Origin of the sequence: Vreelandella zhaodongensis, from assembly GCF_013415115.1 — a bacterium.
Lineage (GTDB): Bacteria > Pseudomonadota > Gammaproteobacteria > Pseudomonadales > Halomonadaceae > Vreelandella > Vreelandella zhaodongensis.
Genome location: NZ_JACCDD010000004.1, coordinates 262,995 through 289,066, shown reverse-complemented (window position 1 = coordinate 289,066; position 26,072 = coordinate 262,995). Strand labels below are relative to the sequence as shown.

Below are 26,072 nucleotides of genomic sequence, written 5' to 3'. Positions count from 1 at the left end.
ACTCCTGGGTTAGAAAGTGTAATGGGTGAACGGGTTAAACCACTCGCCATAGGCGAGAGGCATTTAATTCGCTAGGGGAGGCACTGGCAGGCCGCGTTGGGCGTAAAAGCCTTCCACAAAGGTCGTCAATGTACCCGCTTCGATTGCCGCGCGCAAATCAGCCATCACGCGCTGGTAATAGCGTAAGTTATGGATGGTGTTCAGCATGGAGCCAAGCATCTCATTGCAGCGATCTAGATGGTGCAGGTAACCGCGTGAGAAATTCTTGCAGGTATAGCAGTCGCACTCTTCATCAAGCGGACGGGTATCAAAGCGGTGCTTGGCATTGCGGATCTTGACTGTACCTTCGGAGGTAAACAGGTGGCCATTGCGCGCGTTGCGGGTGGGCATCACACAATCGAACATGTCAACGCCTCGGCGCACACCTTCTACCAAATCCTCTGGTTTGCCAACGCCCATTAGGTAGCGCGGGGTGTCGTCAGGCATCCACGTGGGCAGATAATCGAGTACTTTGATCATCTCCTCTTTAGGTTCGCCCACCGACAGCCCGCCAATGGCTAAGCCATCAAAGCCAATGTCTAGCAGCCCTTTTAGTGAACGTTCGCGAAGCTCAGGGTGCATGCCACCTTGAATAATGCCGAACAGCGCTGAGGGCGAGTCACCATGAGCATCGCGGGAGCGTTGGGCCCAGCGCAGCGAAAGCTCCATGGACTTTTCCGCTTCTTCAAAGGTAGCGGGGTACGGCGTGCACTCGTCGAAGATCATCACAACGTCAGAGCCCAGCGAGCGCTGCACGGCCATGGACTCTTCCGGCCCCATAAATACCTTGCTGCCATCTACTGGCGAGCGGAAATGGACACCTTGCTCGGTAATCTTACGCATTTCACCCAGGGAAAAGACCTGGAAGCCACCGGAGTCGGTCAGAATAGGCTTATCCCATTGCGCAAAGTCATGTAGGTCACCATGAGCTTCAATGACATCGGTACCTGGGCGCAGCCATAAGTGGAAGGTATTGCCGAGAATGATTTCTGCGCCAATCTCTTTCACGGAGTCTGGCGTCATACCTTTCACCGTGCCGTAGGTGCCTACCGGCATAAAGGCAGGTGTTTCTACAGTACCGCGGGGAAAGTGCAGACGTCCACGGCGCGCACGGCCATCGTCAGCTAGGCGCTCAAAGCGCATAAAACATTCGTTTCGCATCTAAATAACTCGTCAATAATCGGTTAAAGCGCTGGGCGTATCGTGCTTAGCGGGTCAGCAGCATGGCGTCGCCGTAACTAAAGAATGCGTAGCGCTCGTCTACTGCCGTGCGGTAAGCGCGCATCATGTGTTCATAGCCAGCAAACGCGGAGACCAGCATCAGCAGGGTCGACTCGGGCAGGTGGAAGTTAGTAATCAGGGCATCCACACAGCGCCACTGGTAGCCCGGGTAGATAAAGATATCGGTGTCGCCGCTGTAGGGGGCGATCTGGCCGTCGCTACTTTTCAGGCACGCGCTTTCTAAGCAGCGCACGCTGGTGGTGCCGACGGCAATGACCCGTTTCCCGGCGGTCTGAGTGTCACGCACTTTTTGACAGGCGGCCTCAGAAACCTCAATCCACTCGCTGTGCATGTGGTGTTCAAGAATGTTGTCGACGCGCACTGGTTGAAAGGTGCCAGCGCCGACATGTAACGTGACAAACGCACTGTTAATGCCTTTTGCGGCCAGGGCATCTAGTAGCGGTTGGTCAAAGTGAAGCCCAGCGGTGGGCGCCGCTACTGCGCCGTCGCGGCGGGCATACACCGTTTGATAGCGTTCCCGATCACTCAGTTCATCGTCACGGGTGATATAGGGCGGTAGTGGCATATGGCCGTGCTTTTCAAGCAGCGCAATCATGGGCGTGTCGCCTAAAAAACGCAGCTCAAAAAGTGCATCGCGGCGGCCCTCAACCACCGCATGAATATCGCCTTCAAAGATCAGCTCGGTGCCGGGTTTGGGCGATTTACTCGAACGGATATGCGCTAAACCACGGTGGCTGTCCAGCGGACGCTCCAGCAGCATTTCGACTTTACCGCCGCTAGCCTTGTGGCCATGCAAGCGTGCTGGAATGACACGCGTATCATTGAATACCAGCAAGTCGCCGGGTTCGAGCAGCTCAAGTAAATCAGGAAATCGGCGATGCTCAAGCGCGCCGCTTTGGCCATCCACGCATAGCAAACGGCAGTCGCTGCGCTGCTCAGAAGGGTAACGAGCGATTAGCTCGTCGGGTAGCTCGAAATGAAAATCCGCGCGCTGCATGGAAATGGCTCTTGTCAGTGGTCAAACAGGCGGCATAGGATAGCGCTTTAGATGGATAAAGTCAGTCAATGTGATTGACCTGCGAGGTTATCTCCGTATAATGCGCAGCCATTGCCGGTGTGGCGGAATTGGTAGACGCAGCGGATTCAAAATCCGCCGCCTTTACGGGTGTGCCAGTTCGAGTCTGGCCACCGGCACCATCTTTAGAATCAGGGGCTTAGGCCCCTTTTTCGTGTCTGTTTGCCTGGTTTTTTTACTCCCCCGTTTTTTCGAGTGTCCACTTTTTGTCCACCGATATTTTTGGCGCGTACTTAATCGCGTCGGCTAAATGATCGGGCGAAAGGTGTGCATAACGCATTGTCATAGAAATAGTTTGGTGCCCAAGAATTTTTTGTAGCGTCAAAACGTCGCCCCCGTTCATCATGAAATGGGAAGCAAACGTGTGACGTAAAACGTGAGTGCGTTGGCCTGTGGGTAACGTAATTTTCGCTTTAATGAGCGCTGCCGAAAAAGCTTTATAGGCAGGAGTGGGGAAAAGCCTGCCGATCCTAGAGCCATGAGCAAGCAAAGCCTGGTATAGGTCTTCTGGAAGGGGGATAGTTCTATTCCTACCGTTTTTGGTTGTGCTAAAGGTAACGCGGCTGTTCCTGAGCATTTCCGCCCTTAAATATTGTGCTTCACTCCACCTGGCTCCTGTCACTAGGCATAAGTGAGTAATGAGCAAAACATCTGGGTTACTGGATTCGCTAAGCGCTTCAAAAAGCGCGTTGATATCTTCATGGGTGAGATAGGAAAGTTCTTTTTCTTGAAGGCGTAGCGGCTGCACTTTGGCGAAAGGGTTGGTATCGCTCCATTCATCTAGCTTGATAAGCGTATTGAATACGGCTCTAAGATGCGCCTGGTCATGGTTCACAGTGTTAGGGGTAATACCGGATTCGAGGCGTTTCTGTCGTAGGCGGGTAGCGTCAGCGGGGGTGATTGTGCTGGCGAGAGGGTTGCCCATCATATCAGCGAGCGCATTTAGCTGTGAAAAACGCCGTTGGCCGTCTCTAAGCGACACGCCGTGATAGTTAAACCAAAGCTGGATTAAATCCTTTAAACGCCGCTTGTCGCGCTTTTTGGGGCCATATGGCTCACCTAAAGCTGCCTGACCAAGTACATAGCTTTCAAAGCGCTTCGCTTTAGCATGGCTAGGGAAAGTTTTGCGGACGCGTTTTCCATGTACGCCAAAGGGGCGGACATCAACCTGCCAGCCATTTTCTACTTTTTTGATGGCCATGTTTACGCTGCCTTACCCACCAATCGCCGTTCTATCAATTTCTGTTCTACGATCTGCCGGAATTGGCCGGAGTCGACGCCTCTTCGTCGGTAATATTCTGCGAGGTCTTCCCACATGCCGGAGCGTTGGAGAAAGCGAACAGCTTCATGGGTGCGGAAACCCTGACGGGCGTAAATGCTAATGAGGTTGCCAAACGCCAGGGTTACGTTCTTTTCGTTGCCGAGCCCAGGCGCTTTGCGGGCGCGTTTGTACATGAAACCAGGCTCATGACAGTAGAAACGGGCATCCTCTTGCATCACTTGCCACGCGGGATCAATAAGATTGCGACGAATATCCAATCGATAGGATTGCATGGCAGTACGCCAGAGGCCGGAGAGGTGCGGTACTACGTCAATAAAGCGGTTGAAGCCGTGGGAGTCGTCAAGGACTTCGCCAGTGTCGACGTTGCAGGGGATGCCCTGTGCATACTCTCGGAGCACCGATTGATGAAAGCGCAGCTCGATACGCCACACATCTTGATCAGGATCGTAAGCTTGACTGAGGTCGTCTTTAACGGCGTTTTTCCAGATACCTTCCCAGAAATGCATTTTGTCGCGGTGCTTGGCTTCGAGTGTTTTGTTATAGATACAGCATTGGAGCGCCCCAGCCGTACCAAACATGTAGGTTTCACCGCGGCCATAGGTGGTAGCAATATTGCCGTGGGCGAACTCTAAGGTATCAATGCCGTCGATCCGCATAATTTTCTTAGAGCGAGTTACGAAGCGTTGCATAAAATCGCTAGGTGGCTCCCAGCCTTGTACGTCTAACGCCAAGTGTATTGCACAGCCGATAGGTTCAACATGAGCGAGCATATGAGCCGCAATGTTGTACATGAAGTCTTGGCACTCTTGGGGGCTGCGCTCTTGAATGAAGTGAGGGGAAAGCTCAATTTTTAGGTGGGTACCGATGTTCTCATTTTTGACATGACGTGCCTGGAAAAAGACGATCACTCCTAGTTCATTGTTTTGGAGTCGATAGCGGAAGCCGGAACCGGCTGCGCCGGCACCTACTGCCCAATCTACATCAAAGAGACGCATGGTTGCGCCTTTGCCTTCGTTGTAAACGTTAATGATCTCATCAAATTGGTTAAGGCACGGTTTGCCTTGGTAAAGCTGGCGGACGGTATCGACGCCAGCATTCAGAAGATGAATTTTGTGCATTTCACGCTGCCCAGCAGAGCTAATCAGCAGCTTGCCAAATTGATCTTCTTCTCCTCGCTGTAACGATGCCAACGAATAACGATTCCAACGTTCCATGGCCTATTCCCTGTAAATTTCTAAATGTCGCAATGTGCTGTAGTGAGCCAATAGCTCAAGTTGGATAATTACTCTGCGAGACGTGTTACAGGGAGGGTCTCGACCTCGTGACGCCAGCTTGTAGTCATCAGACCTGCCACGGTTTGAGCGGCGTTATGGTCGGTGACGAGCTGGTTAGCGTCATAACGAGGCAGAACAGTTGCCTGTAACAGCACATGTAGATTGGTACGTTGGCGGGAGTTGGATTCGTTCTGGAATAGACGACCGGCAACGGGAACGCTCTGTAAGCCTGGAACGCCCGAGACCTGTTGTTGGTCGTTTTGGGACGAGAGGCCGCCTAGAAGAAGCGTTTGGCCGGAACGTATCTGAACGGTGGTATTGATATGCCGTTGATTCGTAATAATGTCAGAGGCTAGCACAGAATCAGTCAGCGAGTCAGCCGAGGTAGTGATATCCATGATCACTAAACCAGAGGCAGTGACCACAGGCAGCACGTTTAAACGTATACCAATATCGCGGCGTTCAATGGTCTGGAAAGGGCTGTTAACGTCGGCTGATTCACCAGTGACGCGACCAGTGACAAACGGCACATTCTGACCGATGGAGATCGTGCCACGCTTACCGGACAGGGTAAGTATTTGCGGTGTGGATAACACGTTAGAGCTTGAATCTCGCTGTAAGGCATTGATAGCTAAAGCGAGTACGTTGCCGTCGAAGATCCCGAAAGTAGCACCAGAGGAGGCTAACGATGTTCCTAAGCTACCGGTGTTAAAGCCACCAGCAATGCGGGAGCCGGTGGCGCGACCAAGAGCAACACCAAGATCGAAGGTATCCCCATCCGTGGTTTCGAAAATTACCGCCTGGATGAGTAACTGAGGGTGGGCGACGTCTACTTGGGGGATAAATCCTTGGAGCTGTTCAAGCTGCTTTTCTGGCCCTTTGGCTAAGATAGCGTTGGAAGCGTGAAGCACCTGTACCCGAGGCGGGGTAATGCCGTCCTGGGCGTTCTGAGTGAGAAAGCTGGTGACCAGTGGGGCAATGTCATCGGCGCGCACGTTGTCGAAGGAGAACAGGTGTGTTGCCTGGGGAGCTGGTGGTGGGGTGGGTGTTGGCTCGTTGGCGATCGTGGCAGCGGGTTTGGTTGGTTCTAAAGAAACACCTGGTGTTTGTTGGGTCATGGATGCCGTTGGGCGTTGGCTAGCAGGCGCAACGGTGGGCGGGTTACCTGGCTGTATAGTGTAACCATGTGAACTCAACACACCTTGAAAGAACTCATCAAGCTGGTGATCGGGCACATCCGGTGCATAAACGGTAAGCGTTCCGGTAGCAGTGGGATGGATGGCTAAGGAGGTGTCGGTTTGCTCTACGTACCAGCGCACAAAATCACGGATATCAGTGTCTTGCATCTGTATCGGCGTGGCGTTGGCGGTGCTGGTGAGCGTGGCGAAGGCAAAAGCGGCAACGGTATTAGCAACGAACTTCTTCATGGGTAACTCCATTTTCTACGCGGACGAGGCAAGCATTCACGGGGACGATGTCGAAGCCTTGGCGGGCGAGGTCGTCAGTGGTGGATGTGTTGCGGTCGCTATCAATGAGGTGGTAGTTAGTGTGGTCGCCAAACTGGCTAAAGCTGGCGATGCGGGTGGTGCTTAGGTTGGGAAGCTCTAACGGTGCAGCGGGGGGCGGTTGATCCTGGGCACGGGCATTAACTCGGTCAGCCACTAAAACGGATACCGTGAGTAGGCAGCCGATACCAAACGAGGCAAACGAAAGAAACGGGCGGTTGAAGCGTTTCCAGTAGATACGGGTCATTTTCATATAGAACCTCGCGTCATGGGGTACGCGGTGCATGCCGTGGGTGTACCAGGGCGGCAGCACGGAGTACGTGCCGTGGGGGTAGTGATCAGAGAAGGCTTGTTTGGTGTCGTAAGCGGGGTAGAGGGCGCGGCCGGTATAAGTCCAACGTTCAACGGTGAGGCTTTGCGGAGAGTCGCCATACTTAACGATGCCGAGGTGGACTTTCGGTAACGGTATTTTTGAGCCCATGAACAGCGAGTAAATAGCGCCGATGAAGGGGATGGAAACCCGATCCAGGCGACGGCAGTAAACAACGTGTTCCGCCAGGGCAACACGGGCTTGCTTGTCCATGATCGACAAGTCTTGAATCAGAAAAATAATGTCCCAGCCCAATTTACGAGCATGGAGAAACCAGTTGATAACGTCTTGGCGGCTTTTGTCGTTCCAGGATCGGGCGTTAAACCAAGTGCCGCATTCATCCAGGACGAGCAAGCCGTTGTGGTTTTCGTCGTAAGCGTCGGTACCGGTGCCGATAGATTCCAGGTCAGCAAGAACGGGTTTATCAGGAATGCGGTAGCAGCGGGTTTCTTTGGCTTTTTCACCAATGAGCTTATCTAGGTTTAAGTCTAGGTTCGTTGCGACCTTACAGCCCTGGCTAAGCTTGTCCTTGATCTTGCCGACAGCGACAAGGGTTTTTCCAGCGCCGAGCTTTCCGGTGACGACGTAAACGGCCATTAGAGAACGGGCCTCCCTTGCTCCCAATCAATTAATTGTTTTTTCTGCTGGAAGACCCACATGGCCACTTTGCTGCTGTAAATAGCAGCTATGCAGGCTTCAAGGTTGTCAGGCTTCACAGCACCCATGCCGTTAGCGAGTTCAGAAGGAAGTGAGGCGCTAATACCGTTGATGATCAACGCAAAGGTGGAAGCAAGAGCCACCAGGAGCGTGATATAGAGCGTTGTCCATACCAGCATGCCCGCTAAGCGGCTGGTAAAGCGGGACGCGATACGGGTGACAAACCATTCAACAATGCGCGTGAAAAAGCTGATGATTGCGCCCATGCCTAGCAGTGCAGGAAGTGCCATCTACGCTGTCCTCTGTTCAGAACGAAAGAAGGTGTCGATGATGCTAACTACCGTCCAGAAGTAGATGATCCACGTGAGCCAGAGCTTGATGGTGTTGAATGCTTGGCAAGTGATTTCCATGGGGCCGAACTGTAGCGGAACGCAGCCACCGGAAGGCAGCGAGGGTAAGCGGGAGGTGACTTGTTCGGCTATGCCAGAGGTAGCTCCATCGCCGATCTCATCCATCAGGATGTTTACATCATCGGCGTGCTGTTCTTCTTGGGCTGCTACTCCATCAAGGGTGTCGTCAAGGCCAGAGGAGTTGAACAGGTCATCACCGCTACCGAGATCTTCGGTAAAGCGAGAGGCGATATCATCAACCATTCCATTGAGCAAACGAGCAATACCACCTAAAAGGCCATCCCCTTCACCTTCTTCACCTTCCCCCTCACCTGCTTCACCAGACCCCGAACCAAAAGCGTTAATGGCATCGACAATGGACATGCCGAGGTCATCTAGTGAACCGGTTAGAGTTCCCGTTTGGCCTTCAATAGCACTAGTGAGGTTATTCGTTTGGTCATCAAGGGAAGTTGCAAGCGTATCTGTTTGGCTGCTCAATGAGCTGTTTAGAGCATCGGTTTGAGCGTTAGTAGCCGTATTAAAGTCACTTGTTTGACTACTAATTGCGCCGGTAACGTCGTTAGATAGAGCGTTGATGGCATCGCGGTTAGAGCGGCCAACGGAGCCAATAGCTTCAATAATGCCGGAATCATCAAGCTCAAAATCGGGCACAGTCGAGCCGCCACCGGACGAGCCACCACCAGACGAGCCACCACCAGTGTCACTACCACCAGTATCGCCACCGCCAGTATCGCCACCACCAGTATCGCCACCGCCAGTATCGCCACCACCAGTATCGCCACCGCCAGTATCGCCACCGCCAGTATCGCCACCGCCAGTATCGCCACCGCCAGTATCGCCACCGCCAGTATCACTACCACCAGTATCACTACCGCCAGTATCGCCACCACCAGTGTCACCGGTATTAGGGTTCGTTTGAGTTACGCCGTTAGTATCAACATAACTGAACCAATCAGGAGCCTGATCCCAATCAACTAAAAAAGCCGATTCACCGATAAACACACAGTTAGAGTTATCAATACAACCGCCAGGAAGCTCATGTAGATAAGATGAATCAACGTCAAACGAAAATTCAGACGAAAAACCACTATCTATTAAATCAAACTCAGTGTTTCCAACAATGGAAGAAAGGTCTCCAGGACTACCAGAAGAAGTCGCAACTAAGTCAACAGTACAAGTCATAGGCTCATCACCAACCTGAGAACAAACCGACGAGGAACCAGTAACTGAACAAGTACCACCCATAGTTGAATAAGTACCACCAGAGGTTAAGTAATTTGCAGAACCTAAAGATAACGGAATAGAAGAGCCAGAATATTCTGAACAGCTATTATCATCGGCGGGGTAAACGCTTAAAGGATTTTCAATCATCCATTGATAAAGTTCGGGAGAATAATCAGACCGTTTAACAATACAATTAGCATATTGTATTGTTTCGCCATTAGAATTTCTGCGACTCTCTCTCCAATAAGACAATTCACCCCTAGAGGTCATGCCAGGAGTTATATTAGCGTAGTGAGAGCCAGGGAAACGAAAAAAACAAGTATGAGCATACCCAGGTTCATAAGCAGAAAAGGAATAATCAGAAAACACCATTAAAAAAGGCGCTGTAAGTGTTAAAAGAACGGCTTTTTTAATCATGTTTTCCTCGCTATATAAAAAGGGGCGTTTCTGCCCCTTGGTTGATCCCTGGATGGTTAGAGCACGCCGAACAGACTCGCGGCAACCCCAGCCGCTCCCTAATTCGACGCGCCTAACCATCTGGGGTTAATGAGCGGTATTAAGAAGCGCGGTTAGCAAACTTCTTAAACAACTTGATACCGATCAGCGCAGCGGTGATGGAAGCTACTACTGGCCATGCGTAACCGGCCATATCAGCACCGGCTGCTTGTACTTCAGAAAAGGCAGTTTCTGCACCAGTGGTTTGTGCGTGAGCAGCTGCCGAACCCATTAGCAGGGCAGCACCGCCAGCGATTTTGCCGCGTGTGGTGGTAGCGGCGTGTTTAACGTGTTGTGCGATGGTGTTAAGGGTCATGAGACAGACTCCATAAAGCGTTTCAACGTAAGAATGATGTGCCCAAAAGCCCAACCGAGGGCGTAGGACGTGAAAAGAGAACCAACAACAAACGTAAGGCTGGGATCGTTCATCGTTGGCCCCCATTTATTGCGCCGATCCCGAAGGCCAAGACGAGGCCGACGCAATAAACCAGGAGCCACAGACCAGAGAGTTCACTAGTGTCCATGGCTCAAAATCCTATTTTTTATCGCTGTTAGTAGACGATTGCTGCTGTGGGCTACCAGTGGCGTTAGGTTTGCGGGCGGCAATAACGTGAATGGTGGTTTTGCCACCCGCTGATGCGGCAGAGGTGCGCAGTTCAATATCAAGTTCCATGCTGCAAGGCATGTGGGGGGCTGAGGCGTGGAGCTGGTCGAAGATTTCATAAGGCGCGGTCATAACGCTGACCTGGTTGCCTAAGACGTTTTCGTTGTCAGCAGAAGCCGACTGCATAACGGTGATTTTTGCGCCTTTAACGCCGTTATCCATGCTGTAACGTGATGCGCCGATAACGTGGGCTTGAATAGTGTTGATCATGGTCGTGTTTCCTTTTCGTTAGCGTTGGGTTCTGGCGGCCTGGGTTAGGCAGTAGTCCGCGAGAATGGCTAGCTCAGTGGTTTCAGGTGTAATACCGTCGACGACTAATAGGCAGTATTCAGCCTGGGCGTAGTACGTCGCGGCGCGTGCATAGTCCCTACCGTGGAGGCACCGCTGGCCCCGCTCCCTCAAAGCTCTGGAATCGAGGCAGGGGGTTGTCCCCTTCGCCCTATCCGTGCCCTTCGGTCGTTTTGCACGGCAGCCCACCCCGGCACGGCTGTCAACCGCTCGTGCCTCGGGTATGACAGCCGCACCGGTGAGGGCTCTAGAAGCCGTGCGACCGAAGGGCGACGGATGACGGGCAGGGGACACAGGTTTATGCCCCGTTTCCGTAGGGAGCGGGGGTGGCGTCACTGGCAGGTGCTTTCAGCGGTGCCTTATCGCCGTGTTCTAACTGGGTAATGCCGTACTCAATCAGAAGCTCCCCCAGTGCCGAAGGAGTGAGGCTGTTGGTGCCTGCCTGGATTAAGTAACGGCTGTGAATCTCTTGGTCGAGAAACACGCGGATGGGCTGTTTTTTAGCCATGTGCATAACTCCGAAAGGGCTAAAGGCCGTTGTGGATAACGGGCGACGCGTTAGCCGTGGGGGTGTGGATAGATGCGCAGGAACAACAATTACCGACGAACAGGGGGAGGCATCGGTGGTTGCAGGGGCGCAGTGATCGGCCAGGGAAAGGCCGTAGTGCTTGGCGAGGTAGGCCAGGGCGTGGTGGTAGTGTTTAAAGACGATGCCGTAGCGGTGGCCGTTATTAAGCACGCTGACACGGGTAATGGTGCTGTCGTCTAGGTCTAGCGCGAACAGGTGAGCGGCAGGCACATCGATAAAGCAGAAACCACCCGCAGGCGCGATATGTTGGTGAAGCGTGACGTTGTCGGGCGTGTGATCACCGTCCAGCAAGAGCTTTTGCGTGCTGATAGTGAGAATGTCGGTGTCCAGCAGGGTGAAGGAGGCCGCAAGCGAGGAGATAGGGGCTAGAACGGTCATTAGTTCCAATCCTCCGATTGCAGGCACTCAGCGGTAAAGAGCGCGACATTTACCAAACGGCGACGACCCACCTTAATAAGAGGGAGGTTTCCTTGGTTAAGCTGGCCGCGAACAGTGTCGGGGGAAAGGCCAGTTAGCTCTGAGAAACGCTCTATCGTCATGATGGGCACTTGAGGTGCTGGGACGTGGGGCGTGTTGCTCGTTTCCATGCTGTACCTGCTCGCTGTGGCATGTTGTGTTATCTTCAGAATCTGAACTGCTTTATGCAGTACACTTCAGAACATGTGTACCAATTAATTGGTATCCGATGAAATTAGTATACGAAGAAGTTGGTATATGTCCAGTGATTTAGCCCAAAAAATGCGAGAAATTCGTGAGGCCGAGACATCAGGCCGCACAGAGTTTGCGCAACTAATTGGTTTTAATAAAAAAACTGTTGAGAGTATTGAGCAGGCAGGAAGAGCGCCCAAAGGTGAAATGTTGGAGGCGATTTGTAAGCAATGGCCGAAGTACACGCTTTGGTTAATGACTGGCCAAACTAACGATGAGTGCGGACAAGTAAGCCCCGAGATAGAGAGGGCTCGCCGTGAGTTGAAGCAAACAGGGACGGATACCGACTAGCGCAACGGGTTGTGAATAGATGGTTCCAGGGAGGTAGGGGTTGTGGATAAAGATAAAAAAGGGGGATGTGATGAGTAATAGGGAACCATTTCCGCAAGGAAGTATAGATATCCAATTTAAACTCACCTTTAAAGGTGGAATATACGATAGTAATGTGAGCGATTTATATGATGGCATTGAGGCTTTGGATGGCTTTTCGAAAATGCTACATATAACAACTCATGCTTATATTAATCAAGAGGTTATAAGGAAGGCTACAGCTTTAAAGGGAGCGAAAATATACCGTACTGCTTCAAGGCCTGGAAGCTTTGTTGAAGTAATAAATGTTGTTCTAGAGCATCCCGTTGAAGCTATTGCGACGAAAGTTGTTTATGACGGGCTTTATGATTTTGTAAAGTATGTTGGAGCTAAAGCCATTGGTAAAGCCTACTCTCCAAAAAATAGAAAAGTAAAGAAGCTGGTGAGAGATGAGCCTTTTATTAGCGCGCTCAACGACTCGGTGAGAAAGCCAGTAAAAGAAATGCATAGACCTATAGTTACGGATAGGAACGTTAGAGTTGAAGTTGGTAAGCCTAGGACTCCCTTGTTGTTATTTAATGAGGATAGCTATCTTTATCTGAAAGAAGAAAGACTTTTAGATTTAGAGGAGAATTTGTCATGCAATGTGACTAAAATGAATACTCTTTCTCCTCATGGAAGGATTTATTTAGACTCAGAGCGTAAAACAGTTTCATATGAGGCTGATGATGGTTTGTCATTTTCTGAAGGATTGTTGTTAAGCAAATCTCTTGACGATACAAAAAACCGTAGAAATAATAAGATAAATATTGATGTGAGAAAATTGGTAGATGGAAATGGACGTTTGCTAAAAATATTTATATATGGTGTTAGGTAGCTTTAAAGTCAGGTTATCTTCTTGCATAACTAGAAACCTCACCATTGCAGATAATGACCGTATGGCGTCCGCTTTGAAAACGCTGGCGTCCATCCCAGTACAAACGGCGGCAGAGATTTCCCCCGTAGGTGTAACTGGATATACGGGTTGGATTGCCCAACACGCTAATGGCCTGGTTTTCAGACATTCCAGGAATCACCACCCCGCGAGCGCGGGCACGCACTTCAGCGTTACGGCGTTGGGTGCTGGTTTGGTAGCTACTGCTGGATGAGCTGTAGGCGGGTTGGCGTAGCTGAGGTGTCGCAGATCGGGCAGGTTGAGAGGGTGTGGTAACCCTTGGGGGAGCAATAATGGTTAAGTTGTTGGTATCGACTGTTTCAGAATTGCCGTTCGCACAGGGGAAATCTTGAAAGGTGGTATGGCCATTCTCGACACACTTGAATAGTTCAGCGTGAGCGGTAACGGGAAGAGCAAATAAGAACGCGAGTAGCGCTGTTTTTTTCATCGTCCATGATGCCTGAGTGAATATCGGTTACGAAAGATTACCAAGGAAATTTTGGTTTTGGGGCGTTGGGGATAAGTTTTTTTGATAATACTTGTTTTGGCATGGCTTAAGGGAAGTGGAAAAAAAGTGTCCATCGCTGTATGCCAAAGCAGGTCAAAACAGGCTGTTGATAAGGCAGAGAAGCCAGAAAATACGGGCAGTGTGCTGTAACGTGCTAATAAGCAAAGGCTTCAAAATCCGCCGCCTTTACGGGTGTGCCAGTTCGAGTCTGGCCACCGGCACCAAATTTAAGGGCTTAGCGATTTATCGCTAAGCCCTTTTTTGTTGTTTGTCATTTGCCGCTTCTGCTCATCCCGCTATCCCTTCCCGCTATTCTCACTGCCTGCTTGTGGCTGCGCTTTTGTCGTGGCGATGCGTCTAATGCTCTGTTACCGCTATATAACCAGCCTTTTTCAGGGTTTGGTTAGTACCTCTTTGTGGAATACTTAAGCTTATTTTTCTAATACGCCTGATTAACGGGGTGTGTGCAGGCGTGTGGGCGATGAACGTCAACCAGACACAAAAATAGGGCGCCAAGCGCCTGTGAACTTTAAGTGGAGAAGTGCTCAATGGCGATATCATCAGCCGATATTCTTAAGTCGACCCAGCCTGGTGTGATGAACGGCCACTTGCTCAATGGCGTCAGGGTGAGTTCAGTGGGCTCCCAGGGCGACTGGCAAGAGTTCGCTGACACCCAAGAGGGTGTGGCACGCATAGAAATACCGGCTGATCCACAGGCACGTCTTGCTTTTGTTCGTCGTTGGATGGTGAAAAACCAGAAATTGTTAAAACGCGGCGGAATGGCTTCGACGCTAGTACTACCGCTGATGGCGCAGCAGGTATTGGCTGATGATATGGTCGCCATTAATGACCTGCAGGGCGTTGATGATGTCATTCGCCAGCCTAATGGCAGCCTCACCTTGGTGATGAATAACGGCCAGCATATTTATCTGGCGGCAGCGGATGTTGAGCTTGAAGGTGGACGCGTGGTGGTCGATATCACGGCGTTAATGGAAAAATTAGATGCAGGCAGCGGCCTTCTGGTGCCATTAAGCCAGTTACCCAATGTGCAGACATGGGAACTGATGCCCGATGGCAATGTGATGATTACCCGCGCTGACGGTTCGCAGTTACTGGTGGAGCGGGGCGCTGTGGTGCAGCAGGGCGATCTTTTATTAATTAGCCCGAGCAGCGCATTGCAGCAAGGTGTGGCTGAAAGCACTGACTTTGCCACGCTGCTTTTTGTGCCTAGTGCGTCTTTTTCTTCACCTAGCGCTAGCGGTAGAGAAGTCTCAACGGCTGGAACGAGCGCGAGCAGCGCGCCGGTCAGCTCTTTTGGTGAGATACCACCTTGGCTTTATATCGGTGGCGGCGCACTGGCGTTAGGGGCGGTTGCAGCAGGCGGTGGTGGTGGCGGTGGCGGAGGCGGCTCTGAACCATCTACGATCAGCGGCTATGTAATTGATGGCTACATTGCTGGCGCAACTGTTACCCGTGCCGTTAATGCCAATCAAGTGGAAACCGACAACAGCGGTTTCTTTAGTGGCTTGCAGGGCAGCGGCATTTTGACTGCTACGGGGGGTGTGGATATTGCTACTGGGCTGCCCTTCAATGGGGTGTTGCGAGCACCAGAAGACGCCACGGTGATCACGCCATTGACCACCATGATGGTTCAGTTATCGTCGCAGTTCGATATTAACGACGCCACTTCACAAAGTGTCATTAAAACTGCATTGGGATTGGATGAACGCGTTGATTTGCTGACTAGCGACCCACTGGGCGAGGACTCTGCTAGCGTAGAGTTGCTTGTCGCGGGTGTTAAAGTTGCTGGCTTGCTGGCGATGGCCGACAGTGCAGGTATCAGCAGTAGTGACGCGCTGTCACTTCTGGCTAACGCTCTCAACCAAGCCAATGAGGCAGGGCGTGAGCTGACCAATCAGCAAATGGCCGATGCGCTAGGGCTGCCTTCTATAGCAGGTCAAGTGAAGCAAGCATTGGACGCTATTGATAAAGCGGGGGCAGACGTCAGCCTTGATGCTTATCGAGAAGGCGACAGTAATCCGCTTCGCGATGCTCAACAAGCGGTTCAAAACCCCAACAGCGATCTTTCCAATACGATTGATGTTCGCGCTGATCTTGCTTATCTCACGCTTCAAACCGCGGTTAATCTTGCGCAGAACGGAGACTTGCCCTCTCAGTACTTGATCAACCCTGATCAGGGGTTCTCTGCGGGCACGTTGGGGTTGACCGTCGCCGCTGACCGTTTAGCGCTGGTGGAGAAGATCTTAGCAGGTGATTACGATGTTGGAACGGCGCCTATCGAGCTTTCCGACATTTACACTTGGTCAATTCGCGCTAGCGTCGAAGATGTGTTGGTGACTGGCGGTTTGGAGCGCCCCGCCGTTTTAGGTGCTGAGCGCGTTACGCTAACGGACGAAACGATCCGGCCGGACCAGTTTGCAGACTTGAATACGCTGGATAACTTTGTACTTGGCAGCACGGTGGTGCCTTACACGCTTGAAGAGGCGCTGAAAACGGCAGAAATGCCCGCAAACTACACGTTAGATCCAGAAACGCCGTTTGTTAATAATGAATTAAGCCTGCGTGAAGCGGCAGAGCTTATTGACGAAACACGGCTGTTAACGGATCGCGCTCTGAACACTGGCGAGGATGGTTTAACACGCGAGATGTTGTTGAACTGGACCATCCTCGATAGCTTTGACAACGTGATGGGCGCTTCCAGCGCTGACCCGCAGCTTAATGAAGCCCGCGGTATCAGCATCACCGAAGCAGTGATTACTCCTGAGCAATTTAAGCAGCTTGATGCGTTGGGGAGTTTTGAGCTAGGAGCCACAGAAGTAGGCTATACGCTTTCAGAAGCCCTTGAGGCAGCGCCGCTGGCCAGCAACTACATTATTGATCTCGATGTTCCCCTTAACGTGGGAACCGTGAGCGTTGCGCAAGCGGCGTCAGCATTTGCCGATGTTTCGCGTGTTTTGGAAGGTGCTAACAATCAACCACCGCTGACGCTATTTCAATGGGCCGTTAGTGATAGTGCCAATGCCATTATTGCGGATATCAACGATGGCCACATCGCTGGCGCTAACCCCGTCACTATCAGTGATCGTGCGATAACCGTTGGTGAGTTTGACCAGCTTAATACGCTGGAAAACTTCCAGCTAGGCGAAACCGTCGTAGGCTACACCTTGGCGCAAGCAATCACTGCCGATGTGCTTGCGGATAACTATGAAATTGCCGAGCAACCGCCCTTTAATGCGGGCAGCGTTAGCGTATTGGAAGCAGAAGAGACGCTTGCCACAGTAGAAGATCTCCTGGCTAATGCGGTTAATCCACAAACGCCCAATGCCGACCAGCTCTTCAACTGGATAGTGTTTGATACGGTTGATGCTATTTTGGGCGCGGGTGACGTCGCTCACTTATTGCGTGCCAATGCAGTCAACGTTAGCGACGGCTTGATCACCCTGGCGCAGCATAACGCTCTTCTTGAGCTGGATAGCAACTACGTACGCACCGGAGAAACCGTTGAGTACATCCTTTCAAGCGCTATTACCGCTGACAATAATGAGTCGCTGCTCAATAATTATGCGATCAACCTAGAGGCTATTCGTGAGGCTGGCGAAATCACTGTGGAAGGAGCACGTGACGCGTATGCCCAGGTCGTCGAGTTGGTGGAAAATGCTGAAAATAGTGCTGAACTGCTCGAAAACCTGCCGTTTAGTTGGGTAGTCGTCGATAACGCCAACACCATCATTGGTGATATTGCCGACGACCATGTGACGCTGGCGGATCAAGTGCGCGTTACTAATGCTGGGATTAATCAATCCCAGTACGAACGTTTGGCAATGCTGGAGAATTTTGAACTGGCGTCCGCTGTTGTTCGATACACGTTAGAAGGTGCCCTCAATGCAGACATTGAGTTGGCGGACAATTATCAAATTGAAACAGAGGCTTATACCCCCGGAAGTCTCAGTGTTGCTGATGCCAGTTCTGAGCTTGCCCGTGTTGAAGACATTATAAAAAGCGCCAATAACGCCGATGGGCTAGACGCTGGCGAGCTATTCAACTGGGTGATTAACGATACTGCTGAGGCTATTTTGGCGGCTGGACAAGATGCGTCGCATATCGTACGCGCCGATGAGCTTCGTGTAACTGATCGAACTATTTCGGTTGGCGAATACAATGCTCTGCTAGCCATTGAGAGTGATAATGGTGGGTATCAGCGCGGCGACGAGCAGGTGGAGTACACGCTAGAGCAAGCGTTTACCATGGGCGACGATGACGTAGTGGCTAATTATATCATTAGTACTGGCGCGTTATTTGCGCCGCAGCCATTGACTGCACAGGCTGCTATTAATGATCTGGCCGCTGTGCGCCAACTACTGGATAACGCTGAAAACACGCCTAATCTCAGCAATGTTTATACGTGGAGCGTGCTTGATAGCTACGCCAATATCCAGGCGCAATTAAGGGCCAATCTTCCAGACGGGTTGCAGCTTGCGGATACGGTTCAAGTTACTACCCCCACGTTAACCGCTGGGCAGTACGAGCGTTTGGATACGACGCTGAATAACTTTAGTTTAGGTGATACGACCGCAGTAACCTATGTCGATATTAGCGATGCGTTGCGTGCCGAAGAGGCCGATCTGCTCGCGCCAGAAGGGCGTTTTAGCCTGCTAGATGACACAACAGCCCTGGTAGAGACCTTAACTGTCTCAGAATCCGCCGACACCTTGGCCAACATCCGCACGGTGCTAGAAGCAGCTAACGGCCTCGCCAATGATGATCAAACCGTTCAAACACTGTTTGACTGGACGGTAAGTGACACGGCTGACAACGTTATTCGCGTCATCAATCAAGGCCACATAACGTTGGCTGGCAATGTCGTGATTACGGATGATCAAATCACCTATGCGCAATATCAGTCGTTGATTACCCTAGGTAACTATCAGTATACCGATGACCCTATTGAGGTGCTGTATACCCTAGAAGAAGCATTAGAGGTCATTGACGAAGAGGGTGTCGAAAGCCTCAATAAAGATCCAAGCGACAGCAGTGTGGGTTATCGCATTGCCGATGAAGAGCTGCCTGTCGGCACCTTCACTGCTGCAGACGTTAAACCGTTGGTAGATAAAGCGCTATCTGCACTGGTAAATGCCAATGCGCCCACGCCAGCAGTAAATGCACTACTGAAATGGACGGTTGTTGATACGGCAACTGCCTTGCTAGAGGCCCAGGCTGGCACCGAGTTCCCGCTGCATATCACGGGCGCGGAGCAGGTGTCGGTTAATAACGACATCCTAGCGATTGCCGATTTACAGCGTTTACAACGGTTAGATAATTTTGAGCTTGGCGATACGCCGGTGCGATTTATCTTAACCAGCAACTTAACGCTGAATCAGATTGAAAGCATTGCCAATAGCTATGAAATCACCCCAAACAGTGGTGAGCTACCCAATTTCTCACTTACTACGGTTGCCGATGCACAAGCCCGATATCAGTCGGTTCAGGCAATTGTCGATGGTGCGCTAAACAGCCGCGATGTCAGTGTGGAAGTGCTGCAAATGTGGAGTATTACCGGGGCTCGGGCGGATGATTTATTAGCGGCGAGTGATGAAGCGTGGGTAACGGGCGCTACTACTACCAGCTTGGAGTTGGGGGCTGATGAGCTTCTGACCGCCGAACAGTACGAAGCGTTTGTTGCGCTAGGCAACGTGACGCTCGATAGCATAGAAGTGGGTTACTCCTTACAAGATGCGGTTGCCGTGGTAGATGCTGGAGAGGTGTTGCCTGCCAGCACAGAGGAGCGTCCGGGCAGTTATCAAGTGTTGGCTGATCAGCCTTTCGATGCCTCCTCGTTAACCGTAGCGGAAGGTGAGCAGCTGCTAGCCACCGTCGCCTCAATTATGGCAGACGCCAACAATGCCGCTGCGCTAGACCGCGAAACGCTGCTGAACTGGGTGGTAGAAGATAGTGTTCAGCAGCTCATGGACGCCATCGATAGTGACGTGCTGTTAGCGGCGAGCAGTGTGCGCGTCAATACTGATGAGATCGGTTATCAAGATTTTGAAGTGCTCAGCGAGCTAGAGAACTTTGACCAAACAGGGCTGACGGTTTCTTACCCCCTGGCAGACCTAGTGCAGCGCTTTATCAGTGGAGGAAGCATCCCAGAAAACTACTCGCTGGATACCAATCAAAGCGCATTTTTTGATGCTGGATTGTTGGATGTTCGCGCGGCTGAGGAACTGTTTGACACCGCTAGCACGTTGCTAGATGGCGCGGTAAATAACGATGTGCCTCTCTCCTCATTAACGTCATGGGTGGTGCAGGATACCTACAGCAATATCTACACCCTTAATGTCGCAGGCAATGGGGGGGTACCTGCTGACTTTCTAGTCGATGATGCCGCAAGCATTGTTGTAATCGATGACCCGCTTGAGAGTGATGCCGAGCAGGACCTGAATATAGCCTTTACGGTCAATGGCTACACGCATCAGCCCGGTGCTGAAGCGGGTGGCAGCGTTGAGCAACTATCTAAAACCTTTACGGTGGATGGTCAGCCAGACGGTAGCGTGATGACCATCACCGACTTCCGCGTCGGCGATGTGCCAGGCGCCGACGAACTACGCGTTGGCCTAACAGTAGAAGAGTTTGCAGCACTACGTGGTGAGGGCGCTGGGCTTGTTATTAGCGAGGATGTGCAAACGCTAGATGTTAACGATGCTTTCGCCGTGTTCACGACTGCAGAATTCGAGAACGGTGTTGATTGGCTCGATCAGCTTGGCCTGGAAAGCGGTGACGTAGTGTACCTCTTGGCGGGTGATGGCAGTACGCAAGAGATCGCCGATGACGCGCTACTGCAACGTGTCGAAGCACTTTCAAACAGCGCGTTTAATATTGATACGCTAGCGTCGTTCGAGACTATTAATCTGGGAGACTTTGATAATGTTAACTGGAATACCAATTACAATACGATTGCCTAATGGCTGTGTGAAGACGGTGTTGGCTAGTTTGGCGGAGACCGTCTTTCAAACGTCGAGTTAGCTGTTTGTAAAATTGTTTTACGTATAAAGAAAGCGTTAGCCGATCGTTGGCGCTTTCTCGCTTTTCTATGGGCAGCCGTTTTATAGTGAAATCGTCAACGTAGAATCAAACGGTATGTCCATGGTCCAGTTTGAGCTGCATAACCGTAATTTAGCCCCCGAACAGGTCTCTCACTCGCATGATTTTCACCAGTTAATTCTGGCGACATGTGGCGTGACGGAGCTTGCTATGGAAGGGCAGAGCGAGCGCGTCACGGCACGCCGTGGCTGCTTGATTCCGTCGTCCCGTCACCATGAGTACCTGGGGGATGGCAGCAACCGCACGCTGGTGCTAGATATTCCGGTAAAGCACTTGGCGATTTTGGAGAAAGGCAGTGAAATCGAGCGGCTGTTCGATAAGCCACGTTTTTTCACCGTGCCTCCGGCGCTTAATCAGCTTACTCATGCCTTAACGCATCAGTTAGAGCAGTGTCCCGCGCTGCAAAATGAAATTGCCGTGCTGCTGCTTAGAGCGCTGTATATGTACCTTCAAGATGAGCCGAAGAAAGTTGCTGATCAGGTTGGCGTACGTAGTATCAGTGAGCGGCTGGATCTAGAAAGGCTGGATGCTTGGCTAGATCAGCACTTAGCGGATGATATTCGGGTGGAGCAATTAGCGGCATTATGTGCGCTAAGCCCAGGTCATTTTCATGCCTGCTTTCGTGAACTAACTGGTGTGACACCCTTAGCGTATGTTCAGCGCAGGCGGCTTGAACACGCGCGTACCCTGGTTCGGCATAGTGCGCTAAGCCTAGGCCATATAGCCATGCTGGTTGGCTTTCGTGACCAGGGCAGTTTTTCACGCGCTTATCGGCGCTACTTTGAGATTTCCCCCTCCTCAGACCGCTAGCCTACCCGCGATCATCATTGCTTGGCGTGTTTCAACACTTACGGGCAAACTTGTCAGAGTTTCGGGCAAGCACGCCGCTCATCATCATCGTAGTCTCAAGAGGAACCCCCCACCTTCCTTGGAGAGACTCCATGAGCGTTACCTATCAAGACAGCAATGCCCGTATGAGCCAAGTCGCGGTTCATAACGGTACCGTGTATCTCGCTGGCCAAGTGCCCAGTGATGCGACGGCTGATATGCGTGGACAGACCGAGCAGGTACTTGCGCGCATTGATCAGTTGTTAGCTCAAGCGGGTACCTCGAAAGAGCAACTGGTTTCAGCACAGATTTGGGTCACCAGCATGTCTGAGTTTGACCAAATGAATGCAGCCTGGGATGCCTGGGTAGTACCTGGCCGCCCGCCAGTACGCGCAGCGGTTGAGGCCAAGCTTGCCAAGCCAGAATGGAAAGTAGAAATCATGGTTGTTGCTGCGCTGCCGGAGGCTTGATATGCAGGTTGTGTCTGCGGCGGAAGTGGCGCGCTATCTTACCTGGGAAGGTTTGATTAAGCGGCTACACACTACCTTTGTGAACGGCGTTGAATCTCCGCCACGCCATCATCACGCGATGTATCGTCCCGACGGTGAAGCCACCATGCTGCTAATGCCAGCATGGGAAACGGTAGGCTATATCGGCGTCAAAATGGTCAACGTTTTTCCTCAAAATGCCCAGCACAACCTTCCTGCCATTTCTGGGCTTTATTTGCTTAGCGAAGGCAAGCATGGCCAGCCGCTGGCTTGTATTGACGGCAGTGAGCTGACCCGGCGTCGCACGGCGGCGGCATCGGCGCTAGCAGCAAAGGCATTGGCGCGGCAAGACGCAGAGACCCTACTGGTAGTGGGAACAGGCAAGTTGGCGCCTATGGTTATCGAAGCCCATGCCAGCGTGCGCCCTATCAAACGTGTTCTGGTATGGGGCAGGAGTGTCGAGAAAGCTGCTGCGGTGGCTAATGCCTATGCCGAGCGTTTCGACACCCAGGTCGTCGGCAATCTACAAAGCGCTGTTGCCCAGGCTGATATCGTCAGCTGTGTCACGCTCTCCACTGAGCCTTTAATTAAAGGAGAGTGGTTGGTACCAGGCACGCATGTTGACTTAATCGGTGCTTTCCGCCCCCAAATGCGCGAAACCGATGCTGAGTGCCTACGCCGAGCTGATGTGTTTGTCGACACCTATGCAGGTGCTAAGGGCGAAGCGGGCGATATTCTTCAAGCCATTGAAGAGGGAGCCTTTCGTTTCGAAGATATCAAGGCAGATCTTGCCGAAGTGCTGTTGGGCGCTAGGCCAGGCCGCACCGCTGAAGACACCATTACGCTGTTTAAGTCAGTCGGCGCCTCGCTTGAAGACCTAGCGGCGGCGATTGAAGTATGGGAGGCCATTAACGAATAACTAACAGGGAGCCGAGTAAATAATAGGAAGCACTAACGTTCGCCATCTACAGCGATGGCCATAACAAGCATTAATCGATTACATCGTTAGTGGAATAGTTAGTAGAAACGCTAGTGAAATAGCTAGTGAAAACGCCAGTCATAACGCAAACCAGCCAATAACCAAAACGAGGTAAGTTATGAAGCCTACACAATCTTTTCTAATGGCGGCTATGGCCGCGCTGCCACTGGCTATTGCCAGTGCCACTGCTCAAGCGCAATCTTATGAAATGGTCATCGCCACTCAGCTGCCAGAAGATATGCGCAATAACGAAATCTACCCAGCACTGGTGCACTTCAAGAATCTTGTAGAAGCACGCACGGATGGTGACCTTGAAGTGACGATCTTTGGGGGGGGGCAGCTAGGCTCTGAAGTAGAAAATGGCTCGGAAGTGCAAGGTGGTCGTACCCTTCAGTCGACCATTATGTCAGCGGGTGCCATGTCGTCGTTTTACCAAGACTATCAGGCGGTAACGGCACCATTCTTGTTTACCAGTTGGCGTCAAGCGTGGAGCTTCTTTGACAGTGAATGGTTTGCTGACTTTATGTCCGGAACCGTCGAAGACGCCAGTATGCGCTACTTAGGTACGTTCGATGATGGCGGGGGCTTTGTGGCCTTCACTAACAACGTGCGCTTGATTGAGACCATGGAAGATCTAGAAGGGCTCAATATCCGTACCGAAGAGAATCCAGCTCACGTCGCTATCATGCGCTCACTTGGTGCTTCTGCTACGCCACTGCCTTGGGGAGAGCTAATTACGGCTCTGGAAACCGGCCTCGCCGATGGTCAATTCAACGCCCCAGTACTCAACACTACCTTTAACTTCGATGCAGTCACCGACTACACCACATTGACAGGGCATGTATACAACAGTGCCCCCTGGGTGGTTAGCGAGTCCTGGTATCAGTCATTACCCGAAGAGCACCAGCAGGCGCTAATTAGCTCTGCCCGAGAAGCCATTCAGCTAAGCCACGGTATGTCGGGCGCACTTGCCACCGCAAGCTGGGTGGAGTCCTGTGAACGTTTCGAAGCCTGCTACCTAATGCCCGATGCTGAACGGGAGCGGATGGCAGAGGTGGCTCGCCCTGCTTGGCAAGAATGGATCGTCAACGACTTTGGTATGGATGAAGCCCGTGTTCAGGGGCTACTAGACGAAGTTGAGCGGGTTGGTCAGCAGCTTGCAGATGATGATCTGCGTATTTACGGCCAGTAAGACTTAGCGACGGACAAACGCTGGGGTAGTTAGTTTGCCCCAGCGTGAGGAATCACGATGAGCGTTTTACTCCCGTTACGCCGTCTAAGCGATCACGTTAATCAGGCGGCAATTGTGCTGTGCGTTGGCTGTATCTTAGCAATGCTAGGTATCTCCTTCACGGCTTTTCTTTACAAGCTGTTTACCGGTAGCACGCTGAGCTGGACCTACTCGTTAGCTCGGCTATTTCTACCGTGGATAGGCTTTCTCTCCATGACCATTTCACTGCGCTATGGCGAGCATGTGGCGATGACGTTGTTAGTGCGCAGTCTGCCAAAAATTATGGTGAAAATAGCAGCGGTGATGTGTCTTGCCGTCATCGGTTTGTTTGCTCTCATGCTCACTTGGTATGGCTGGGGCTACTTCACCAATGCGACGCAGGTTTACATGGTGTCGGATCAAATCCGCATTCCTAGCAAAGTGACCGCCATTGTCGTTCCCATCAGTGGTTTGATTATGTTGCTGCACTTGGTTCACGGCTTTGCATTGCTTGAGCACTTTACGAGCGAGAGCGAGGTGATTGAAGAGCTTCTTGAGAGTGCTGAAGGGGAGACCCGGCCATGACGCCTACTATTGTTGTTTTTGTGTTGTTGCTATTTATTGGGGCGCCGGTTGCTGTGGTAATGGCCATGTCCGGGTTAGCTGGCGGCTTTGCCCTGGGCGGAGAGCGCATGCTCGGTATCATTGCCGACAGGATGTTTTCAGGTGTTTCTGGCTTTCTGCTGATTGCCGTTCCTTACTTTATTTTTACCGCTGAACTGATGAACCAGGGGGGGTTAACGCATAAGCTGATTGCGTTTAATAACTCCTTGTTTGGCCGCGTGCGGGGCGCGCTTTCCCACGTCAATATATCCGTATCGGTATTTTTTGCCGGGTTGACCGGTGCCGCCGTTACCGACACCGTGGCGATTGGTAAGATCATGATCCCCGAGATGAAAAAGCAGGGCTACGACGCTGAATATGCGGCTGCGGTGACGGCGTGTTCATCGATTATTGGGCCGATTATTCCACCCAGTGTGGTGATGGTGGTTTATGCAACGCTGCTACGCGACATTTCGGTAATTGATCTATTTGCTGGCGGTATTGTCCCTGGGCTGCTGATGGCGCTGGCGCTTCTAGGGGTGAGTTTTTTCTTGGCTTGGAAGCGTGGGTACCCCAAACAGGCACCCACGCCGTTTAAAGTAGCGATGATGTCGTTTTTTGTCGCGCTGCCCGCCATGGTGGTTCCGCTGATTATTTTGGGTGGCATTCTGTCAGGCTTAACCACCATCACAGAAGCCTCTGGATTTGCGGCGGTATATGCCATCGTGATTGGCGTGGTGTTTTACCGGAACCTCACTTGGCGAAAAATTTGGGACGCGCTAGTCGTCACTGTACGCTTCTCTGGCGTGGTGTTTTTCTTGCTTGCCACCTCGGCGGTATTGGGCTGGTTTGTAACACGCTCGGGTATTGCCAGAGACGCCGCTGGGCTGATTACCACCTTTAGTGATGCTGCCTTCTTACAACTGATGCTGGTGTGCGTGCTGCTGTTGGTAATTGGTACGGTGATGGATGTGCTACCTGCGCTAGTGGTGGTGGCGCCGGTGCTTGTGCCTGCCATGATTCAGCTTGGCTTTGATCCGCTGCATTTCGCCATCTTAATGATCGTGGTGCTCAACGTTTCCAATGTGACGCCCCCTGTGGGGATGACTCTAATGACCGCTGCCCGAATAGCCGAAGTCCCCTACGAACGGGCGATTGTGGCATCACTGCCATTTTATGTAGCGTTTATTGGCGTTATTGTGCTGTTAGCGGCGTTCCCAGCGCTTTCTACCTGGATTCCTTCACTCCTTTAAACGCCTAAGGATTGCGATA

23 protein-coding genes and 1 tRNA gene are annotated in these 26,072 nt (G+C 51.8%); 10 read left to right on the top strand and 14 right to left on the bottom strand.

Annotation, left to right across the window (positions count from 1 at the left end; all coding sequences use genetic code 11):
• Positions 1–63: 63 nt before the first annotated feature.
• Together tgt and queA are read right to left on the bottom strand one after the other, a co-directional pair.
• On the bottom strand, positions 64–1,182 hold the full coding sequence (gene tgt, locus HZS79_RS09400) for a tRNA guanosine(34) transglycosylase Tgt (protein ID WP_162218241.1): 1,119 nt from the start codon (positions 1,180–1,182) through the stop codon (positions 64–66).
• A gap of 64 nt (positions 1,183–1,246) precedes the next feature.
• A complete protein-coding gene (gene queA / locus HZS79_RS09395) occupies positions 1,247–2,278 on the bottom strand; it encodes a tRNA preQ1(34) S-adenosylmethionine ribosyltransferase-isomerase QueA (protein ID WP_162218214.1) in 1,032 nt (343 codons plus the stop codon).
• 113 nt (positions 2,279–2,391) lie between these two features.
• Here queA and HZS79_RS09390 point away from each other — a divergent pair.
• Positions 2,392–2,478, top strand: a tRNA-Leu gene (locus HZS79_RS09390).
• 53 nt (positions 2,479–2,531) lie between these two features.
• On the opposite strand, the gene HZS79_RS09385 is transcribed toward HZS79_RS09390, so the two are convergent.
• The 11 genes from HZS79_RS09385 to HZS79_RS09340 form a co-directional block, all read right to left on the bottom strand.
• The gene (locus HZS79_RS09385) at positions 2,532–3,557 is read right to left on the bottom strand and encodes a phage integrase (RefSeq protein ID WP_179927707.1); all 1,026 of its coding nucleotides are present in this window, start codon (positions 3,555–3,557) and stop codon (positions 2,532–2,534) included.
• Positions 3,558–3,559: 2 nt separating this feature from the next.
• Complete coding sequence (locus HZS79_RS09380) at positions 3,560–4,852, bottom strand: phage replication initiation factor (RefSeq protein ID WP_179927706.1); 1,293 nt, start codon at positions 4,850–4,852, stop codon at positions 3,560–3,562.
• A 68-nt stretch (positions 4,853–4,920) separates the two neighbouring features.
• Positions 4,921–6,339 carry a secretin GspD/PilQ domain-containing protein gene (locus HZS79_RS09375; RefSeq protein ID WP_179927705.1) on the bottom strand — a complete coding sequence of 473 codons (1,419 nt, stop codon included), beginning with the start codon at positions 6,337–6,339 and terminating at the stop codon, positions 4,921–4,923.
• Positions 6,320–7,384: a zonular occludens toxin domain-containing protein gene (locus HZS79_RS09370; RefSeq protein ID WP_179927704.1), complete on the bottom strand. Its 1,065-nt coding sequence runs from the start codon at positions 7,382–7,384 to the stop codon at positions 6,320–6,322. The genes HZS79_RS09375 and HZS79_RS09370 overlap by 20 nt, the downstream gene beginning before the upstream one ends.
• On the bottom strand, positions 7,384–7,734 hold the full coding sequence (locus tag HZS79_RS09365; RefSeq protein WP_179927703.1) for a DUF5455 family protein: 351 nt from the start codon (positions 7,732–7,734) through the stop codon (positions 7,384–7,386). The genes HZS79_RS09370 and HZS79_RS09365 overlap by 1 nt, the downstream gene beginning before the upstream one ends.
• On the bottom strand, positions 7,735–9,036 hold the full coding sequence (locus tag HZS79_RS09360; RefSeq protein WP_179927702.1) for a hypothetical protein: 1,302 nt from the start codon (positions 9,034–9,036) through the stop codon (positions 7,735–7,737).
• A gap of 598 nt (positions 9,037–9,634) precedes the next feature.
• Positions 9,635–9,889: a major coat protein gene (locus HZS79_RS09355; RefSeq protein WP_179927701.1), complete on the bottom strand. Its 255-nt coding sequence runs from the start codon at positions 9,887–9,889 to the stop codon at positions 9,635–9,637.
• A 109-nt stretch (positions 9,890–9,998) separates the two neighbouring features.
• Positions 9,999–10,097: a tail virion protein G7P-2 gene (locus HZS79_RS16965; RefSeq protein ID WP_371829567.1), complete on the bottom strand. Its 99-nt coding sequence runs from the start codon at positions 10,095–10,097 to the stop codon at positions 9,999–10,001.
• Between the two features lie 11 nt (positions 10,098–10,108).
• Complete coding sequence (locus HZS79_RS09350; protein WP_179927700.1) at positions 10,109–10,447, bottom strand: hypothetical protein; 339 nt, start codon at positions 10,445–10,447, stop codon at positions 10,109–10,111.
• 376 nt (positions 10,448–10,823) lie between these two features.
• Complete coding sequence (locus HZS79_RS09345) at positions 10,824–11,492, bottom strand: hypothetical protein (protein WP_179927699.1); 669 nt, start codon at positions 11,490–11,492, stop codon at positions 10,824–10,826.
• A complete protein-coding gene (locus tag HZS79_RS09340) occupies positions 11,492–11,701 on the bottom strand; it encodes a MerR family transcriptional regulator (RefSeq protein ID WP_240645136.1) in 210 nt (69 codons plus the stop codon). Before HZS79_RS09340 ends, HZS79_RS09345 begins: the two co-directional genes overlap by 1 nt.
• A gap of 127 nt (positions 11,702–11,828) precedes the next feature.
• Between HZS79_RS09340 and HZS79_RS09335 the strand changes: the two genes are divergently transcribed.
• Entirely contained in the window at positions 11,829–12,113 is a 285-nt protein-coding gene (locus HZS79_RS09335; RefSeq protein ID WP_179927698.1) for a helix-turn-helix domain-containing protein, read from the top strand.
• 70 nt (positions 12,114–12,183) lie between these two features.
• Positions 12,184–13,008, top strand: a complete 825-nt coding sequence (locus HZS79_RS09330) for a DUF7946 domain-containing protein (protein ID WP_179927697.1) — start codon at positions 12,184–12,186, stop codon at positions 13,006–13,008.
• 13 nt (positions 13,009–13,021) lie between these two features.
• Here the strand turns inward: HZS79_RS09330 and HZS79_RS09325 are convergent, their stop codons facing one another.
• Positions 13,022–13,513 (bottom strand): DUF4124 domain-containing protein, encoded by a 492-nt coding sequence (locus tag HZS79_RS09325; protein WP_179927696.1) that lies wholly within the window; start codon positions 13,511–13,513, stop codon positions 13,022–13,024.
• Positions 13,514–14,121: 608 nt separating this feature from the next.
• Here HZS79_RS09325 and HZS79_RS09320 point away from each other — a divergent pair.
• From HZS79_RS09320 to HZS79_RS09290, 7 genes are all read left to right on the top strand, one after another.
• On the top strand, positions 14,122–20,553 hold the full coding sequence (locus tag HZS79_RS09320) for a calcium-binding protein (RefSeq protein WP_179927695.1): 6,432 nt from the start codon (positions 14,122–14,124) through the stop codon (positions 20,551–20,553).
• Positions 20,554–20,734: 181 nt separating this feature from the next.
• Positions 20,735–21,502, top strand: coding sequence for a helix-turn-helix transcriptional regulator (locus HZS79_RS09315; protein WP_179927694.1), 768 nt, complete (start codon positions 20,735–20,737; stop codon positions 21,500–21,502).
• 131 nt (positions 21,503–21,633) lie between these two features.
• On the top strand, positions 21,634–21,990 hold the full coding sequence (locus HZS79_RS09310) for a RidA family protein (RefSeq protein WP_179927693.1): 357 nt from the start codon (positions 21,634–21,636) through the stop codon (positions 21,988–21,990).
• 1 nt (position 21,991) lies between these two features.
• Positions 21,992–22,927 carry a bifunctional Delta(1)-pyrroline-2-carboxylate/Delta(1)-piperideine-2-carboxylate reductase gene (gene lhpI / locus HZS79_RS09305; protein ID WP_162218210.1) on the top strand — a complete coding sequence of 312 codons (936 nt, stop codon included), beginning with the start codon at positions 21,992–21,994 and terminating at the stop codon, positions 22,925–22,927.
• Between the two features lie 178 nt (positions 22,928–23,105).
• A complete protein-coding gene (gene dctP / locus HZS79_RS09300; RefSeq protein WP_179927692.1) occupies positions 23,106–24,179 on the top strand; it encodes a TRAP transporter substrate-binding protein DctP in 1,074 nt (357 codons plus the stop codon).
• Between the two features lie 57 nt (positions 24,180–24,236).
• On the top strand, positions 24,237–24,782 hold the full coding sequence (locus tag HZS79_RS09295) for a TRAP transporter small permease (RefSeq protein ID WP_162218208.1): 546 nt from the start codon (positions 24,237–24,239) through the stop codon (positions 24,780–24,782).
• On the top strand, positions 24,779–26,053 hold the full coding sequence (locus tag HZS79_RS09290; RefSeq protein ID WP_179927691.1) for a TRAP transporter large permease: 1,275 nt from the start codon (positions 24,779–24,781) through the stop codon (positions 26,051–26,053). Before HZS79_RS09295 ends, HZS79_RS09290 begins: the two co-directional genes overlap by 4 nt.
• The last annotated feature ends 19 nt before the right edge of the window (positions 26,054–26,072 follow it).